The 16,193-nt window shown below is 57.8% G+C and carries 14 protein-coding genes; 11 read left to right on the top strand and 3 right to left on the bottom strand.

Translation table 11 applies throughout. The features are described from left to right. Positions 1 to 141: 141 nt before the first annotated feature. On the top strand, positions 142 to 1,221 hold the full coding sequence (locus tag ACLBWT_RS05900) for a Gfo/Idh/MocA family protein (RefSeq protein ID WP_447662105.1): 1,080 nt from the start codon (positions 142 to 144) through the stop codon (positions 1,219 to 1,221). Positions 1,222 to 2,702: 1,481 nt separating this feature from the next. Here ACLBWT_RS05900 and ACLBWT_RS05895 read toward each other — a convergent pair. Then, positions 2,703 to 3,875 carry a M20 family metallopeptidase gene (locus tag ACLBWT_RS05895; protein WP_447662104.1) on the bottom strand — a complete coding sequence of 391 codons (1,173 nt, stop codon included), beginning with the start codon at positions 3,873 to 3,875 and terminating at the stop codon, positions 2,703 to 2,705. Positions 3,876 to 4,153: 278 nt separating this feature from the next. Between ACLBWT_RS05895 and ACLBWT_RS05890 the strand changes: the two genes are divergently transcribed. From ACLBWT_RS05890 to ACLBWT_RS05860, 7 genes are all read left to right on the top strand, one after another. Beyond that, entirely contained in the window at positions 4,154 to 5,623 is a 1,470-nt protein-coding gene (locus tag ACLBWT_RS05890; protein WP_447662103.1) for a PTS mannitol transporter subunit IICB, read from the top strand. A 78-nt stretch (positions 5,624 to 5,701) separates the two neighbouring features. Further along, positions 5,702 to 7,891: a BglG family transcription antiterminator gene (locus ACLBWT_RS05885; protein ID WP_447662102.1), complete on the top strand. Its 2,190-nt coding sequence runs from the start codon at positions 5,702 to 5,704 to the stop codon at positions 7,889 to 7,891. 5 nt (positions 7,892 to 7,896) lie between these two features. After that, on the top strand, positions 7,897 to 8,334 hold the full coding sequence (locus tag ACLBWT_RS05880) for a PTS sugar transporter subunit IIA (protein ID WP_447662101.1): 438 nt from the start codon (positions 7,897 to 7,899) through the stop codon (positions 8,332 to 8,334). After that, positions 8,331 to 9,470 carry a mannitol-1-phosphate 5-dehydrogenase gene (locus ACLBWT_RS05875; RefSeq protein ID WP_447662100.1) on the top strand — a complete coding sequence of 380 codons (1,140 nt, stop codon included), beginning with the start codon at positions 8,331 to 8,333 and terminating at the stop codon, positions 9,468 to 9,470. Before ACLBWT_RS05880 ends, ACLBWT_RS05875 begins: the two co-directional genes overlap by 4 nt. A gap of 45 nt (positions 9,471 to 9,515) precedes the next feature. Next, positions 9,516 to 11,240 (top strand): phosphoenolpyruvate--protein phosphotransferase, encoded by a 1,725-nt coding sequence (ptsP, locus tag ACLBWT_RS05870; protein WP_447662099.1) that lies wholly within the window; start codon positions 9,516 to 9,518, stop codon positions 11,238 to 11,240. Between the two features lie 2 nt (positions 11,241 to 11,242). Continuing rightward, positions 11,243 to 11,506: an HPr family phosphocarrier protein gene (locus ACLBWT_RS05865; RefSeq protein ID WP_021877772.1), complete on the top strand. Its 264-nt coding sequence runs from the start codon at positions 11,243 to 11,245 to the stop codon at positions 11,504 to 11,506. A gap of 433 nt (positions 11,507 to 11,939) precedes the next feature. Continuing rightward, positions 11,940 to 12,419, top strand: coding sequence for a hypothetical protein (locus ACLBWT_RS05860; RefSeq protein WP_447662098.1), 480 nt, complete (start codon positions 11,940 to 11,942; stop codon positions 12,417 to 12,419). Positions 12,420 to 12,512: 93 nt separating this feature from the next. Here ACLBWT_RS05860 and ACLBWT_RS05855 read toward each other — a convergent pair whose 3' ends face one another. Both ACLBWT_RS05855 and ACLBWT_RS05850 read right to left on the bottom strand, forming a co-directional pair. Beyond that, positions 12,513 to 12,968: a VOC family protein gene (locus tag ACLBWT_RS05855; RefSeq protein ID WP_447662097.1), complete on the bottom strand. Its 456-nt coding sequence runs from the start codon at positions 12,966 to 12,968 to the stop codon at positions 12,513 to 12,515. A 140-nt stretch (positions 12,969 to 13,108) separates the two neighbouring features. After that, entirely contained in the window at positions 13,109 to 13,363 is a 255-nt protein-coding gene (locus ACLBWT_RS05850; RefSeq protein ID WP_076358280.1) for a GlsB/YeaQ/YmgE family stress response membrane protein, read from the bottom strand. 339 nt (positions 13,364 to 13,702) lie between these two features. Here ACLBWT_RS05850 and ACLBWT_RS05845 point away from each other — a divergent pair, with 339 nt between their 5' ends. From ACLBWT_RS05845 to ACLBWT_RS05835, 3 genes are all read left to right on the top strand, one after another. Continuing rightward, a complete protein-coding gene (locus ACLBWT_RS05845) occupies positions 13,703 to 14,539 on the top strand; it encodes a transglutaminase domain-containing protein (RefSeq protein ID WP_447662096.1) in 837 nt (278 codons plus the stop codon). A gap of 94 nt (positions 14,540 to 14,633) precedes the next feature. Then, positions 14,634 to 15,293, top strand: coding sequence for a hypothetical protein (locus ACLBWT_RS05840; RefSeq protein WP_447662095.1), 660 nt, complete (start codon positions 14,634 to 14,636; stop codon positions 15,291 to 15,293). A 176-nt stretch (positions 15,294 to 15,469) separates the two neighbouring features. After that, positions 15,470 to 16,135, top strand: coding sequence for a nitroreductase family protein (locus ACLBWT_RS05835; RefSeq protein ID WP_447662094.1), 666 nt, complete (start codon positions 15,470 to 15,472; stop codon positions 16,133 to 16,135). Positions 16,136 to 16,193 lie beyond the last annotated feature (58 nt).

Genomic DNA, 16,193 nt, shown 5'->3' with positions numbered 1-16,193 from the left:
CATCGCTATTAAGACGCTTTCTTTTTAACGGGCTGTTATCTATACTTATTCTAGTGTCAGAGGGCATCCACAATCAAGCTTCCCTCTGCAATCAACACCCAAAAACCCAAAATAACGGATTTATAGCGAGGAGGAAGATCCATGTCCAAAGTACGTGTGGGCATTATCGGATGCGGGGGCATCGCCAACGGCAAGCATATGCCTTCCCTGTCCAAAGTTCAAGAGGCTGAAATGGTGGCGTTCTGCGATATCCACCGCGACCGCGCCGAAGAGGCCAAGTCCAAATTCGGCACTGCGGAAGCGGCGGTATACGAGAATTTCCATGATCTTCTGAATGATTCTTCCATTCAAGTCGTGCATGTCTGCACGCCGAACGATTCCCATGCGGATATCGCGATCGCCGCTCTGGAAGCCGGCAAGCATGTCATGTGCGAAAAGCCGATGGCCAAAACGGCTGACGATGCGCGCCGCATGCTGGAAGCCGCCAAGCGTACCGGCAAAAAGCTGACGATCGGCTACCAGAACCGCTTCCGCTCCGACTCCCGCTTCCTGAAGGACGCTTGCGCGAAGGACGAGCTCGGCGAAGTTTACTACGCCAAGGCCCATGCCATCCGCCGCCGCGCTGTTCCGACCTGGGGCGTGTTCCTGGACGAAGAAAAACAAGGCGGCGGACCGCTGATCGACATCGGCACGCATGCGCTTGACCTGGCTCTGTGGATGATGGACAACTACAAGCCAAAAGCCGTGCTTGGACGCGCGTACCATAAGCTGTCCCAGAACGAGAACGCCGCGAATGCATGGGGTCCATGGGATCCGAAACAGTTCACGGTCGAGGATTCCGCTTTCGCCATGATCACCATGGAGAACGGCGCTTCCATCGTACTGGAATCCAGCTGGGCCTTGAACTCCCTTGAAGTCGACGAGGCGAAAGTATCGCTGAGCGGCACGAAGGCCGGTGCGGACATGAAGAATGGCCTTCGCATCAATGGCGAAGACAACGCCCGCCTGTACGTCAAGGAAATCGAGCTTGGCAGCGGCGGCGTCGCCTTCTACGAAGGCGCTTCGGAAGATCCGGGCGAGCTGGAAGCGCGCTCCTGGATCCAGAGCGTCATCAACGACACGACTCCGGTCGTGACGCCTGAGCAGGCGCTGGTCGTATCCGAGATTCTCGAAGCGATCTACGAGTCCTCCAAGACGGGCAAAGCCGTTTACTTCGACTAATAGAAAAAAGATGCCGCTGCATGGAGTCGTCAGACTTCGGCAGCGGCTTTTTTATTGTCATCATGCGTGGAACGCGGGACGTGGAGCCGCATGGATCGGGATAAGGGGAAGCAGAATTTGATCGTTGCTTGTCAGCTCCGCGAAAATACGCTGCAACGTTTGGATATCGGGTGTATCCAGGTTCAAGTCCATGATGGACAAGCGCCATTGGAGGAAATAGCCGCGAGCCGCGGAATCAACACGGTCGTGCGGCTCAGTAAGGTGCCTTAGTATGCTTTAGTAAGCTGCCTGAGTAAGCTGCCTGAGTAAGCTACCAAGGGATAAGAGTGAGTGCTGTCCAATTCTACAATTCTAACGCAACTCCATTCTGTTCCTGTTCCGCTTCACAACCGACAGATGTTACCGGGAGTGGACTTAGATTGCAGCGGGAGGTGGTAGGGAACGGGAGTCGGACTCGGAATTAGAGCTGCAGCATCGGAACGGTACCGGAAGGGACTTGGACTGCTGTGTGATGTGGGAAGGGAACAGAATTAAGTGTGGATTTGAAGTGTTGCGTGCACGGAAACAGAAGAGAATCGGAGCAGGAAGGTAATTGAAGCTAATGGTATGAAATCCGATCGGTACATGGGCGTGGAAGACGGAACGCTATCAAAATTGGAACCGTAACGCCATCGGACGTGGAGTTGGAACGGTGTTCGAAGTGGAAAAGAAACATTATCGGACATACGATCCGCTATTCCCTGTTTTTTGGGCATTCAAGAAATTTTAACGGACATGAGTTCCGCTATTTTCAGAAAAAACACCATAATGAGGCGGTTTTTGGCTAAATAACGGATCGTATGTCCGATAATCTCCAATAACCGCCTCTACTTTCAAAATAACGGATCGTATGTCCGATAATCTCCAGTAACCGCCTCTACTTTCAAAATAACGGATCCTATGTCCGATACGTTGGCGTTCCGTTGTGAACAAGGCGCAGAAGCCTAGAAGAACGGAGAAAACGGTTAAGCTTGTTAGTGGGAAGAGATGTTGTGGCCGTAGACATGACAGCATGCACGAGGTTGAAAGCTACAAGGGCGCGAACAAGCACGACCGCAGAACATAAGGGATACCGGGAGCGCCTTCAAGCCCCAAGAGCACCGACCAAAGCACGGCGGTAGTGCTTACGCACCATCAAGCGCCAAAAGCATTGACCAATAAATGCCGGGAGCAACATAAAAGCGCCAAGAGCACCGCTACAACTACAGCCGGGGTGTTGCGAACACAAACAAAGAGTTGGAGCACCATCAAGCGCCAATTGCGCCGACCACAGCAAGGCTGTAGTGCCGGAGCACCATCAAAGCGCCTAAGCACCGACCGCAGCGCAGCGGGGGTGCCGAGGGCAATCAAGCACCAAGGGACTGCCGCCAGGCAGTCACCGACACAACAGCCAGGCACCTGTGACAACGGCCAAGGCGCCTCCCTTGCACGTCCAAGCCGGTTTACTTCCCGCGCTCGAACTCCTCCCGGATCCGCCGGTACAGCTCCGGATCCGCCAATACGTCCAAGGCGGTGGAGGCGAGCAGGCCGGCGCCTTGCAGCATCGCTTCCAGCGCCTCTTCCTTCATGGCGGCATCCCGGAACTCCGCCGTATGCAGGCCCAGTTTCTCGTTCACGACCTTCAGATAGGGATGGATGGCCGGACAGCGGAGAGAGACGTTGCCGAGATCAAGCGATCCGTGGTCGCTTCCCGATATGATTTCTTCCTCCTTAATGCCGGACGCGATCAGGTTCGAGGTGTAGACGGCAGACAAGGCCTCGTTCGTCCTGAGCTCGTCATAGCTGAACTCGAACCGCGAGACTTCGAGCTTGCAGCCGGTCTGGAGCGCTGCGCCTTCCGCGCAGGCGGTGAGCCTTGCCGTCAGTTCATCCGTATAAGCCCGGTCGCCAGAGCGGACATAGAACTTGGCGGAAGCATAACCGGGGATGATGTTCGGCGCCTGGCCGCCATGGTCGATGATGCCGTGAATGCGTCCGTCGCTGCGGGTCTGCTGGCGCATGGCGTTGCTGGAGCCGAACAGCATCAGAACGGCATCGAGGGCGTTGATGCCCAGATGCGGGCTCGCCGCCGCATGGGCCGTCCGTCCGTGATACTCGAAGCGGACCGCATCGAGTGCAAGCGAAGCTCCGGATCGCTCGTGGGAGTGATAGGGATGCGCCATGAGCGCAAAGCCGCAGTCGTCGAAAAGGCCCGCTTCGCTCATGGGCACTTTGCCGCCGCTTGTTTCTTCGGCCGGAGTGCCGAAAACGCGGATGCTTCCGCCGGTCTCGCCGATGGACGACTTCAAGGCTACAGCAGCCGCAACGCCCATGACGCCGATGATATGATGGCCGCAGGCATGGCCGATGTCGGGAAGAGCGTCATATTCGCACAGAAAAGCGGCGACAGGCCCTGGCTTGCCGGAATCGTACGAGGCGACAAAGGCTGTCTTCATGCCGAGCGTGCCGCGCTCGACGGCGAAGCCTTGCTGCTCGAGCTCGTCGGCAAGCAGGGAAGAGGCCAGGAACTCCTCATGGCCGAGCTCGGGGTTTTTGGCGATGCGCAAAGAAATCTCCTTCCAGCGCGCTCCGTGCCGCTGAATCGTTTTTTGGATCATGCCGTGGTCAAGGGGCATAGTTCTTCCTCCCTATACAAACAATGTAAGAATGAATCCTTCGGTTCCTGTCCCAACAGTATACCATCCGCATCGCGATGCCGCCGCAATGTCCCGAAATCGCTGGAATATTCAGATCTATTCCGGATGTTTAATAAAGTATTGTCATCAGGCTTCCTGACAATATAGCGTTTTCATTTTGTTGTTGGCGAGGAGGTTGTGGGATAGGATGAATACAGGACGAACGGCTCATGACATCTTGCCGTTCGACAGAAGATAACCATAGGGAGGTACACCTCGTGGCTAAAACCACTCCATCCTCCTCATCCGGCGGTGCCCGGGTAGGAGTTCAAAAATTCGGACGCTTCCTTAGCGGCATGGTCATGCCGAATATCGGAGCGTTCATCGCTTGGGGATTGATCACGGCCTTGTTCATACCGACAGGCTGGTTCCCGAACGAATATCTCGCCAAGCTCGTCGGCCCGATGATCACCTATCTGCTTCCTCTGCTGATCGGTTATACCGGCGGTTCGATGATCCACAAGCAGCGCGGCGGCGTCATCGGAGCACTCGTCACCATGGGCGTCATCGTCGGCACCGACATTCCGATGTTCCTCGGGGCGATGGTCGTAGGTCCCGGAGCGGCATGGGTGCTGAAGAAGTTTGACCAGGCTGTCGATGGAAAAATTCGCCCCGGCTTCGAGATGCTCGTCAACAACTTCTCGCTCGGCATCATCGGCGGCGGACTCGTCCTGGTCGCTTACGCGCTCATCGGACGCATCATCGAAGGGCTGACGAACATCCTCTCCACGGGCGTGGATTGGCTGGTCGCCCACCATCTTATTCCGCTGGTCAATATCCTGATCGAGCCGGCGAAGATCCTGTTCCTGAACAACGCGATCAATCACGGCGTCCTGAACCCGATCGCGGTCGAGCAGGCCAAGGAAGCGGGCAAGTCGATCCTGTTCATGCTCGAGTCCAACCCGGGTCCGGGCCTCGGCATCCTGCTGGCCTACATGTTCGTCGGCCGCGGAGCTGCCCGCCAGTCCGCTCCTGGCGCAGCGATCATCCATTTCTTCGGCGGGATTCATGAGATCTACTTCCCGTACATCCTGATGAACCCTCGCCTGATCCTGGCTGCCATCGCAGGCGGTGTGACCGGCACGTTCACGTTCTCCCTGTTCAGCGCAGGCCTCGTCGGACCTCCGTCCCCCGGCAGCATCATCGCTTACCTGGCGATGGCGCCGCGCGGCGAGATTCTCCCGGTTCTCAGCGGTGTGGTAACGGCTGCGGTCGTATCCTTCCTCATTGCCGCGCTGCTCCTCAAGACGAGCAAGAAGGCAGTCGAAGACGAAGACGATCTGGAAGCTGCAACCCAGCGCATGAAAGACATGAAGGCTGGCGGCACTCCGGCATCGGCCGCAGCTGCGGCATCCGAAGGCGCACGCGAAGCGACTGCAGGAATGTCCGCCGGTCTGAAAGACAAGGATGAAGTGCATAAAATTGTCTTCTCCTGCGATGCAGGCATGGGATCCAGCGCGATGGGCGCATCCATCCTCCGCAAGAAGATGAAGGCTGCAGGCTCGCCTATTGAAGTCACGAATACGGCGATCAGCGACATCCCGTCGGATGCGGACATCGTCATTACGCACAAAACGCTTACCGACCGCGCTCGCGGCGTAGCGCCGAAGGCGGAGCATATTTCCATCGACAATTTCTTGAAAAGTCCGGAATATGACGAGCTTGTCAAACGACTGACGAACGAATAATAGGCTTGAGGCGAGTGGATGCGGGCAGATTGCCGGCATCCAACCGCCTTTTTGCGGCCGTACGGGGGGAGCAGGCTCATGGAGCTAACGTATCGGATGCGCCAGATTCTTGATTCGCTCCTTCGTCCCCCGTACGAGATCACCGTGGCGGAAATTGCTCGTACGATCCGCGTCAGCGCCCGGACGGTGCACAGGGAATTGGACGCGGTCGAGAGCTTTCTGCATCGCAGCGGAATCATGCTTCGCCGCAAAGCCGGATCGGGGCTCAGCGTCGAGGGAGATCCGGAGCGCCTTGAAGCTCTCCGGGCTCAAGTGCTCATTCCCGAGGAGGCGGAGTACTCCTCCGATGAACGCCAGGTATACCTGCTCTGCCGCCTGCTTGCGTCCAAGGAGCCGGTGAAGCTGTTCTCGCTGGCTTCGGAGATGAAGGTGACCGTTCCGACCGTAGGAGCTGATCTGGACGACCTGTCCGAATGGACGGGGAAGCAAGGTCTGCTGCTCATCCGCAGACGGGGATACGGGGTTGAAATCACCGGTTCCGAACCTCTGCTGCGGGAAGCGGTGAGAGCGGTCGTCCGCTTGCGCCTGGATGACTTGCGGCTTATTGCCGGCAGCGATGATCAGCCGATCCACCCGGTAGACGCGATGATCGCGGGCATGGCGGGTGCGGATCGGATCGGGCTTGTGGAAGAGGCGCTCTGGAAATGGGAAGAAAGCAGCCAGCGGGAAACGCTGAGCGAAGAGTCCTATACCGATCTGCTTGTTCGGCTGTCGATCGGAGCGGTAAGAATACAAGCGGGGATGACCGTCAGCGAAGGGGACATTGACCGGCTCGCATATGCGCGCAAAAGCGCAGCCGCCGGACATGCAGCCGGCGAACCCGGCGGAAGCGAGTCCGGTTCGGCCGTTATCCTGTGCCGCATGCTGGGGGAAGCTCTCGGAATCGGATATTCCGGGGCGGAAGCCGCTTATGCAGCGGAGCTGCTGCGCCGTGCGGCCTCGCATTCTTCCGGCTCGCTGGCGGCGGATGACCTGGAGCTGGCCGGCAAGGTTCGGTCGTTCATCCGCCGCATGAGCGAGTTGGACGGGACCGATTATTCGGCGGACCGCTCGCTGCGCGACGGGCTGTTTGCCCATCTGAAGGCGGCTCTGGAGAGGCTGGGGGCAGGCCAGCGGATCCGTAATCCGCTGCTGGAGGCAATACGCAAGGAATATCCGGAGCTGTATCGGCAGGTTCGTCAGGCAGCTGATTCCGCCCTGCCCGGATTCACGGTTCCCGATGAGGAGATCGCATTTCTCGTCATGCATTTCGGGGCGTCCAGGGAGCGTCTCAGGCAAGTAAGCCAAGTCATGCGGGCAATCGTCGTATGTACGAGCGGGATCGGCTCTTCCAAAATGATTGCCGTCCGCCTGCGCAAGGAGTTCCCGCAGCTGCATATCGTGGACCAGGCATCCTGGTATGAGGCGGCGCGCATACCGCGGTCGGATTATGACCTCATCATCAGCACGGTGGACTTGCCGCTGCCCGATGACCATTATTTGAAGCTGAGCCCGCTTCTCACCCCGCCGGAGGCGGATCGCCTCCGAGAGTTCATCCAGAGCAAGAGCTGGCAGGGGGAAGGCCTCCGGCCGAAGCCGGCCGGCGATACGGCTGTTGCCGCGGCGGAGCTGATCAAGGAATGGGAATCGCCGGAAGCCGGCACCATTTCGAATGATGCCGTCAAGCTGTCCGAAGCCGCCGTTCTTACGGGACTTGAGCAGCTTGGGGCGGCTACCAAGCAGAGCATCGAACTGTTGAACGCATTCAAGGTGCTGCAGCTCTCCGTAGACGGACGGCCCAGCCTGGAAAAGTGGCTGAGCGCCGCATGCGGACATGCGGCGCTCGAGGACACTGTGAAGGATGTCCATGCAGTCGTCGATCTGCTGCTCCGCCGCGAGGAAAACGGGACGCAGCTCATACCGGGCACGGAGCTGGCCCTCTTCCACACCCGCACCGACGCCGTGCTTAAGCCTTCTCTGTTATTGTTCGAGATGGAATCGGCATTGCGGCTGGACGGTGCGGAAGGGCTGCGGCTTGCCCGCTTCCTGCTCATGCTGGCACCCCGCCAGCTGTCGCGCGAAAGCCTCGAAGTGCTCAGCGAGGTCAGCGTCACGCTGCTGGACGACGAAATGATTCAGGCTCTCGCGGAGGGCCGGGAGGGCAGGATCAGGGAGCTGATCGCCTCCCATCTCCGCGGATATCTCAAAACAAAACTGGAAAGCGAGTGAGAAAGATGAGCATTTTATCGGCAGACAAAATCAAATTGAACGTACAGGTGGCCGACAAATTCGAAGCGATCCGCATGGCGGGCCAGATGCTGGTCGACGCCGGACATGCCGACCAGGGCTATATCGAGAAAATGATCGAGCGCGAAAACGCGCTCTCCACCTATATGGGCAGCGGGCTGGCCATTCCCCATGGCACGAACGAAGCCAAAGCGATGATCAGATCGACCGGCCTTGCCGTGCTGCAGGTTCCGGGCGGCGTCGACTTCGGCGGCGATGAGCCTGCCGTGCTGATCGTCGGCATCGCCGCTCAGAACGGCGAGCATATGGATATTCTGACGAGCGTCGCGATGGTCTGCTCCGACGAGGACAACATGGAGAAGATCCGTACAGCGGGATCGGCCGAGGAAATCATCTCGATCTTCGAAAGCGGGATGGAAGAATGAAGGCTCTCCATTTCGGCGCTGGAAATATCGGTCGAGGCTTTATCGGGCTGCTGCTGTCGCGTTCCGGCTATGACGTCGTCTTCTCCGATGTGAACGAAACGCTCGTCAACGCGCTGCGGGAGCGCGGCTCCTATACGGTGACGCTTGCGGATGAAGGCGGAGAAGCAATAGAGGTGACTGGAGTGTCGGCTATCGACGGCCGCGACGCCGCTGCCGTGGCGGAAGCGGTCGCCTCGGCGGATCTGGTCACGACAGCGGTTGGAGTGCCGATCCTGAAGCATATCGCTCCCGGCATCGCGGATGGGTTGAAGCTGCGCATGGAGCGCGGCGCTTCTCCGCTGCATGTGATCGCCTGCGAGAATGCAATCGGCGCCAGCACGCAGCTCAAAGAGCATGTCTACGCCCTGCTCGGGCCTGAGGATGCCAGTCGTGCGGCAGCGGCGGCAGCGTTCCCCGATTCGGCCGTCGATCGGATCGTGCCGATCCAGCATCATGAGGATCCTCTTGCCGTTACCGTGGAGCCATTTTACGAATGGGTCGTCAACCGCTCGCAGATGCTGCCCGGATCGCAGGAAATCAGCGGCGTGCATTATGTGGACGATCTCGTGCCTTACATCGAGCGCAAGCTCTTCACCGTAAACACCGGCCATTGCAGCGCTGCCTATGCGGGATACCGCAAAGGTTACGAAACGATCCAGCAGTCGATGCAGGACGAGGAGATCGTGAAGCTTGTCTCGGGAGCGCTGGCGGAGACGGGCGCGATGCTCGTGAAGGCTTACGGATTCGACGAGGGCGAGCATAAGGTCTACATCGATACGATCCTCGACCGCTTCCGCAATCCGTATCTCACCGACGAGGTCGTGCGCGTCGGCCGCTCTCCGATCCGCAAGCTGTCTCCGGACGACCGGTTGATCCGGCCGGCGCTTCGCGCCCTGGAGCAGGGCGGACATGCGGACTCCTTGGCCGAGGTGATGGCGCTGGCCTTGAAGTTCGACTACGCCGAGGATCCCGAAGCAGCCAGGCTGCAGGAAATGATTGCTGCGAACGGGGCTGCCGCAGCCTTCAGCGAAGTGAGCGGAGTGGAGTCCGGCCATCCGCTCGCTGTGAGCGTCATCGAGAAGTTCAACCGGGTATAAAACAGACAGAGACAACGAGTGCGATAGAGAAAGAAGGAGTTCAGAATGAGCCAACTGATTACTGGAGTAGCCGCATCGCCCGGAATCGCGATCGCGAAGGCATACCGCCTTCAGCAGTCGGAGACGGTTCCTTCGCGCAAGCCCGCAGAGGATGCCGGAGCGGAGAAGCAGCGGCTGAAGGAGGCCGTCGAGGCGGCCCGGGTCGATATCGACCGCATTCGGGAGCGGACGCTGGAGAAGCTGGGCGCGCAGAAGGCGGAAATATTCGAAGCGCATCTGTTCCTGCTCGACGATCCCGATCTGATCGACGCCGCGATGGACATGATCGACAGCGATGGAGTGGATGCCGCTTATGCGCTGCATGAAGTGTCCTCGTCCATCATCGACGTGCTCCGATCCATGGACAACGAGCTTCTGAGGGAACGCGCCGCGGACGTGAAGGACGTTGCCGGGCGGGTCATCAGCAAGCTGGAAGGCCGCGAGCACAGCGCGCTGTCGGAGCTGGACGAGGAGACGATCCTCATCGCGAACGATCTTACGCCGTCCGATACCGCTCAGCTCGATCTCGATTACGTGCGCGGCTTCGTGACGGAGATCGGCAGCCGCACTTCCCATTCCGCAATCATGGCCCGTTCCCTGGAGCTTCCCGCCGTCGTAGGCGCGGGAGCCGCCGCGGCGCGTATCGAGTCCGGCAGCATCGTCATTCTGGATGCGGTTGGAGGCGAGGTGATCGTCGATCCTTCCGATTCCCAGCTTCAGGACTATCAAGCCCGCAAGCGGGAATACGAGGACTACAAGCTGCGCATGCAGCAGTTCGTGAACCGTCCTTCCGTCACGTCCGACGGCCATGAGGTGGAGCTGGCCAGCAACATCGGCGGCGTCGAGGATCTGGAGAAGGTGCTGGCGAACGGCTCGGACGGCATCGGATTGTTCCGGACGGAGTTCCTTTATATGGGCCGTTCGACGTTCCCGTCCGAGGAAGAGCAGTTCACCGTCTACAAGCATGTGCTGGAGAAAATGAACGGCAAGCGCGTCGTCATCCGCACGCTCGACATCGGCGGAGACAAGGAGCTTCCTTACTTGACGCTGCCTAAGGAAGCGAATCCGTTCCTCGGCCTCCGCGCCGTCCGGCTCTGCCTGGAGCGGCAGGATCTGTTCCGCGCCCAGCTCCGCGCGCTGCTGCGTGCGAGCGCCCATGGAAAGCTGGCGATCATGTTCCCGATGATCGCTGTCGTCAGCGAGCTTCGCGAAGCGAAGCGCATCCTGGCGGAGGAGCGGGCCTCTCTGGAATCCGAGGGCGTGCCGGTATCCAATTCGCTCGAGGTCGGAATCATGATCGAGATTCCGGCAGCGGCGCTGAATGCCGAAGCGCTTGTGAAAGAAGTGGATTTTTTCAGCATCGGCACGAACGATCTCATCCAGTACACGATGGCGGCAGACCGCATGAACGAATCGGTCGCGTATCTGTACCAGCCGCATCATCCATCCATCCTGAGGCTGGTGAACATGGTCATTCAAGCTGCGAAAAAGCACGGCAAATGGGCCGGCATGTGCGGCGAGATGGCGGGCGATTCGGCGGCGATCCCGCTGCTGCTCGGCATGGGCTTGCATGAATTCAGCATGAGCGCATCCTCGGTGCTGCCGGCGCGCGAGCTGGTGTCGCGCCTGTCGCAGCAGGACTGGGCCGTGCTGGCCGAAGAAGCTCTCGGCATGGACTCGCAGCAGGAAGTACTCGATTTTGTCAATCAACAACTAAGGAGTGAAGCATAATCATGGCAACCGGAACTTTCACCGTCATTCATCCGCAGGGCTTCCATGCCCGTCCGTCCAAGCTGTTCGTGGAAAAGGCAAGCTCTTTTCCTTGTAAGGTGACGCTGCATAAGGGCAGCAAAAAAGCCAACGGCAAAAGCTCTCTCGGTCTTTTGACGCTCGGAATCGCCGCAGGCGACGAGATCACGGTGGAGACCGAAGGTGAGCAGGAAGAGCAGGCGCTGCAGGAGCTTGGCGCGATGCTGACGAAAATTTACGAGGAATAGGGTTTCATACAGAATGCATACAAGCCGTTTGGCGGCGCCGCTTGAGAGCGGCTGTCGCCAAACGGCTTTTTTAATTCCGTTGCAAAGGAAGGATGCTGGATGACATCAGCTTAAAATGGAATCATCAATAAAATAAACGGACTTTTCAAAAAAATGAATTCATGCCGAAAGGGAGTGGATTGAAATAAACGTACAATAAATCCAAATCAAACGGGTCCGTGAGCATACTATTTTCTTTCTTGAGTTATATTTCCGAATGCCAAAGAATAAACTGAATTCAATGCCTTGTCGTTCTCGACGAGCGATGCCGATGCCGGCGAAATTTAATGCTTTCTTAAGAGTCGCTTAAACCGGGCTTAACCTAGGCCCGTTACAATAAAGCATACAAGCGGCTTGTCCGGGCATCCGGACGCCGGCGAAAGGCGGTATGAACGTGGACCAAAAACAAGGACTTGATCTCCCGGCTGTCAACGATGCGGCGAGGACTTCAAGGAGTGACCGCAAATCCAGGCAAGCCCGGCTGATCGCAGCCAGCGCTCTTCTGCTGATGCTGTCGATGAGCAGCGCGATGTCCGTCCCTTCCCGCGCGCATGCATCGGCAGCCGCTCTGGAGAAGACGCAGTCCGACCGGATCGACGCAAGCCGCATAGGGTGGACGGCTGCGGCCGCGCAAGCGGCGGGACTGCCTGTAGACCAGCTCGTGGAGCGGCTGAGGAACGGAGAGACGCCGGCCGAAGCGGCCAGCTTGTCCAGCAGCGCGGAGGACGCCGTCATCCGCGGCGTCTATCGGCCATGGGAGGCGGAACTGGAGCGCCAGCTCTCCTCCGGGGAACTGACCGAGGCTCAGGCAGAAGCCCAAAAAAGCGCGCTGCTGACTGCGGCGCGCGGGCTCGTAACAGGCGAGTGGAGCTGAAAAAGGGAACAAGCCTAAAAGAAGACACTGACAATGAGCCAGCGTCTGCATAGGCGGTAGGAAGCTGAGCGAATCGACGCAATCAGCGATCAGCTAGCGTGACAGCTCGTCCCACTGCTCCAGCGAGAGCTTATCCGTTATATGCCTCATTGTTTCGGGTACTTCCACGGCGCACATGAACTCCAGGCTGTTGCCGTCCGGATCGTTGAAATAAACCGAGGCATTGCCCTGATGAGGGCGCACGAACGGAGCCGTGGACGACCTCCCGCCGAACGGCACCGGCTGGATGCCCCGTTCACGGAGCCATTTCTCGGCCTGCCGAAGATGCTCGTAGCCGACCCGGAACGCGACATGCCGCAGGGAAGGATGGTAGGGAGTGCCGGCTTCCTTGCCTTCCCAAAGTCCTAGCCAGCTGACGCCTTCCTGAAGCCAGAAAAAGGCGGTATCCTCGTCTCGCCAGGCAAGCTTCAGTCCGAGCCGGCTGTAGAATTCCATGGATTTCTCCAGGCTGCTGACCGGCAGATGGGCTTCATAGAGACCTGATATCATAATGACGATCCAACCTCCCTAACAAGAATAAGACAAGGATACCTTCTCTTGCTCCGCTCTGCCAATAGCGCATAAAAAAACCGCCCGAGCCGGGCGGTTTTTTTATGCGCTATATTTCATAGGCGCTGTACGGCTTCCAATTAAGAAGCTCTGCGCATGCTTCCGAGAATAAGGCTGACGATCGCGACAAGCACGATAGCTCCGATCAATGCCGGAATGAAGTAGAAACCTCCGACGACAGGACCCCACTCGCCGATCAGCATGGAACCGAGCCATGCGCCGACAAACCCCGCAATGATGTTCCCGATGATGCCGCCCGGAACGTCGCGGCCTACGAGCATGCCCGCCAGCCAGCCGATGATGCCTCCTACAATCAATGCCCATAACCATGTCATGATGATTTCCTCCCTTTTCTTCTTTCAGTGTTGTGTTTGCCTCATGCCATTAAGTAACCCCTGCCGCGGATTTAGAATCAGGCTGCAGGCGAGGCTCTTCGGAACATGCCCAGACGGCAGTGCCTTGAATCCGGTCTCTATACGACCCATATAGAAGAAGCGTAAAATTTATAATAGGCTTAAAGAACTATTTCTATAGTCATATATAAACTATGAAATGGTTCGATCCGAATAATCTAGTAAACAAATACCCGCTACTTGCGAACTACAGAATGATATATTGATAGTTCGATAGATACATAATCGATGAGACCGCGGGATCAAACGGAGGTTATCGGAATGAAGGTTATTTCCTCAGGATTCGAAGGATGGCTCAGAAGGATCGTCGCCGCAGCCGCGGCAGCCGCTTTGATCGCAGCTCCCCTGCAGGCGTCGGCGGCGGAGCCTTCGGCTGCAGCCGCCGTTTATGTCGCAGGAGGCGCCTACGCGGCCGATTCCTTCGAGGAAGCGGCATCCATCGTCTACGGCGTCATGAAGCAGTCGTACGGGACTTCCGTCACGGTCAACTATGCAGGCGACACATCCGACTTGGCCAAGCAGCTGGACAAGCTGTTCAAGCGGATCGGAAGCAAGGACGACTACATGCGCTTTGTATTGAAGAAAATGAGCTGGAGCTGGACGAGCACCAGAAACCAGGCTGCCATCACGTTCAAGATGGAGTATTGGGAAACAGCCGAGCAGAGCGAATATGTCCGCAAAACGGCGAAGGAAGCCGTCGATTCGCTGCTGAAGCCGGGCATGACGGACAGGCAGCAGGTCAAAGCGATCCACGACTGGGTGATCGGCCGATTCGCCTATGATTATTCGCTATCCAGCCATTCGGCTTACGATGGCCTGGCGAAGGGCGGGAGCACCGTATGCCAGGGCTATGCTCTGATGACTCAGCGGATGCTGGAGGCGGCTGGATTCAATAGCCGGATCGTATACGGGGACTCCAAGGGATCCAAGCATGTATGGAATCTGGTCAAGCTGGGAGATTCGTGGTTCCACCTGGACACGACCCTTGACGAGGGCGGCGCCGCGAAGCCGGGGACGGCCTACCTGCTGGTGTCGGACGACGGGATCAGCAAGGATCACAGCTGGGTCCGTTCCGAGTATCCGGCGGCAAGAGCATGAAAAAAGGAAGTTTATTCCTCTGCTGAAATCGCTTTATGGCTTTCCCTTTCCTATGCGGAATGGTAAGATGGACGCATGATAGGAGGATGCGTGCATGACGACAAACAATGATACCGAAGACAAGCAGGCAACTCCGGGAACCGAAGTTCCTGAAGGACAGCCCGGACTAACCGAAACCGAATTGATGAACATGATATCGGCGCTCTACCAGCATGGAGAGACGGCGCTTAGAACGTTTTACCAGGATGAATACGAAGTGGACGGGCAGGTCATCAGCCACCCCATGTACGGACCTCTCGTCATGTACAGGCTGACGGATCCTAACGGCAACTTGTATACATGCGGATTTTTCATGAACGAGCTCGTCCAGAACTTCCAGAAAAACGAAGACCCGGCCTTATGGTTATCTTCTTTCTTCGTGGATATTCTAAGGGGAGAACGCAGCAGGCTCGTGCCGCCTCCGCCTCAAAACGAAGACGAAGCGAAGTATCTGTTCGACCAGGTCATCGTCCCGCATATCGCCAAGACGGTCCGCGAGGAGTTCGCTCCGGAGTCGGTTCATGTCGATATCGATGTCCATCCCGAGCATGGGCCGGTTGTCGAAGCCGGATTCCCGTCCATCACCGACGGGAACAACGTCGTCGCCCTGCCGTTCCATTATCTGCTCGCGCTCCATCTGCTCAACAGGGATACGGCGGATCCGCTTGTCACCGGCATGTACAAGATCCGCGAGGAACATGGACTGGATGCGTAATTGAACGTCTGCACGCAAGTGCAGCATGCAAGGCGGACAGGCACGGATCAGCGATCCGCGCCTGTCTCTTTTTTCACGACAAAACCATTTATTCCTATCCGTTGACACGGATATCCTAGGATGATACTATACTGTAATCAATAGAGATACAGTTGACGATGAGGAGAGTGCAGAGAATGGCCACCATTCCTGAGCAAAGCAAGGTCCAACAGCCGGTCATCGATTTTCACACGGTCATCAAGGAACGCCGTTCCGTCCGCAAGTATGACGCTTCCCATAAGCTGACGGATGAGGAGATCCGGGAGCTGCTGTCCGCAGCCGTGCTGGCGCCTTCGGGCAGCAACATGCAGCCATGGCGCTTCATCGTCATTACGGATCCGGAATTGAAGCAAAAGCTTCTTCCGGTAGCCTTCAACCAGGAGCAGATCGTGGCGTCCTCCGCCGTCATCGCCGTGCTTGTCGATCTGGAGTCCTACAAGGAAGCGCCGCGCATCTATGCCAAGGCGGTCGAGGCTGGTTATATGAACCAGGAAACAGCCGACACGCTGATCGGCAACATGAACAAATTCTACGGTGGTCTCAGCCGTGACCGCTTGCTGCATGGAGCCTTGATCGACGGCGGCCTGGTGTCCCAGCAGCTGATGCTGGCCGCACGCGCCAGAGGGCTGGATACAGTACCGATGGCAGGCTACAATACGGAGCAGTTCCGCGAGATGTTCGGCGTATCGGAGCGTTATGCGAACGTCATGCTGATCGCCGTCGGCAAGGCAGCCGAGCCGGGCCATCCGACCGTCCGTCTTTCCGTAGACGATGTGACGAGCTGGAACGGATTCCATCGATAAATAATTTCTCGGAATGGACCTTCGCTGGCATGCGGGAGGTCCATTCCTTCGTTTAAGG

Source organism: Paenibacillus sp. D51F (genome assembly GCF_053345695.1).
This window is presented reverse-complemented; position numbering and strand designations above follow the sequence as displayed.

Excerpts from the sequence above, each read along its gene's own strand:
- ACLBWT_RS05845 (WP_447662096.1), top strand. The coding sequence starts at position 13,703 with ATGAAGGTTATTTCCTCAGGATTCGAAGGATGGCTCAGAAGGATCGTC.
- ACLBWT_RS05865 (WP_021877772.1), top strand. The coding sequence starts at position 11,243 with ATGGCAACCGGAACTTTCACCGTCATTCATCCGCAGGGCTTCCATGCC.
- ACLBWT_RS05840 (WP_447662095.1), top strand. The coding sequence starts at position 14,634 with ATGACGACAAACAATGATACCGAAGACAAGCAGGCAACTCCGGGAACC.
- ACLBWT_RS05855 (WP_447662097.1), bottom strand. The coding sequence starts at position 12,968 with ATGATATCAGGTCTCTATGAAGCCCATCTGCCGGTCAGCAGCCTGGAG.
- ptsP (WP_447662099.1), top strand. The coding sequence starts at position 9,516 with ATGAGCCAACTGATTACTGGAGTAGCCGCATCGCCCGGAATCGCGATC.
- ACLBWT_RS05835 (WP_447662094.1), top strand. The coding sequence starts at position 15,470 with ATGGCCACCATTCCTGAGCAAAGCAAGGTCCAACAGCCGGTCATCGAT.
- ACLBWT_RS05885 (WP_447662102.1), top strand. The coding sequence starts at position 5,702 with ATGGAGCTAACGTATCGGATGCGCCAGATTCTTGATTCGCTCCTTCGT.
- ACLBWT_RS05880 (WP_447662101.1), top strand. The coding sequence starts at position 7,897 with ATGAGCATTTTATCGGCAGACAAAATCAAATTGAACGTACAGGTGGCC.
- ACLBWT_RS05895 (WP_447662104.1), bottom strand. The coding sequence starts at position 3,875 with ATGCCCCTTGACCACGGCATGATCCAAAAAACGATTCAGCGGCACGGA.
- ACLBWT_RS05900 (WP_447662105.1), top strand. The coding sequence starts at position 142 with ATGTCCAAAGTACGTGTGGGCATTATCGGATGCGGGGGCATCGCCAAC.
- ACLBWT_RS05850 (WP_076358280.1), bottom strand. The coding sequence starts at position 13,363 with ATGACATGGTTATGGGCATTGATTGTAGGAGGCATCATCGGCTGGCTG.
- ACLBWT_RS05875 (WP_447662100.1), top strand. The coding sequence starts at position 8,331 with ATGAAGGCTCTCCATTTCGGCGCTGGAAATATCGGTCGAGGCTTTATC.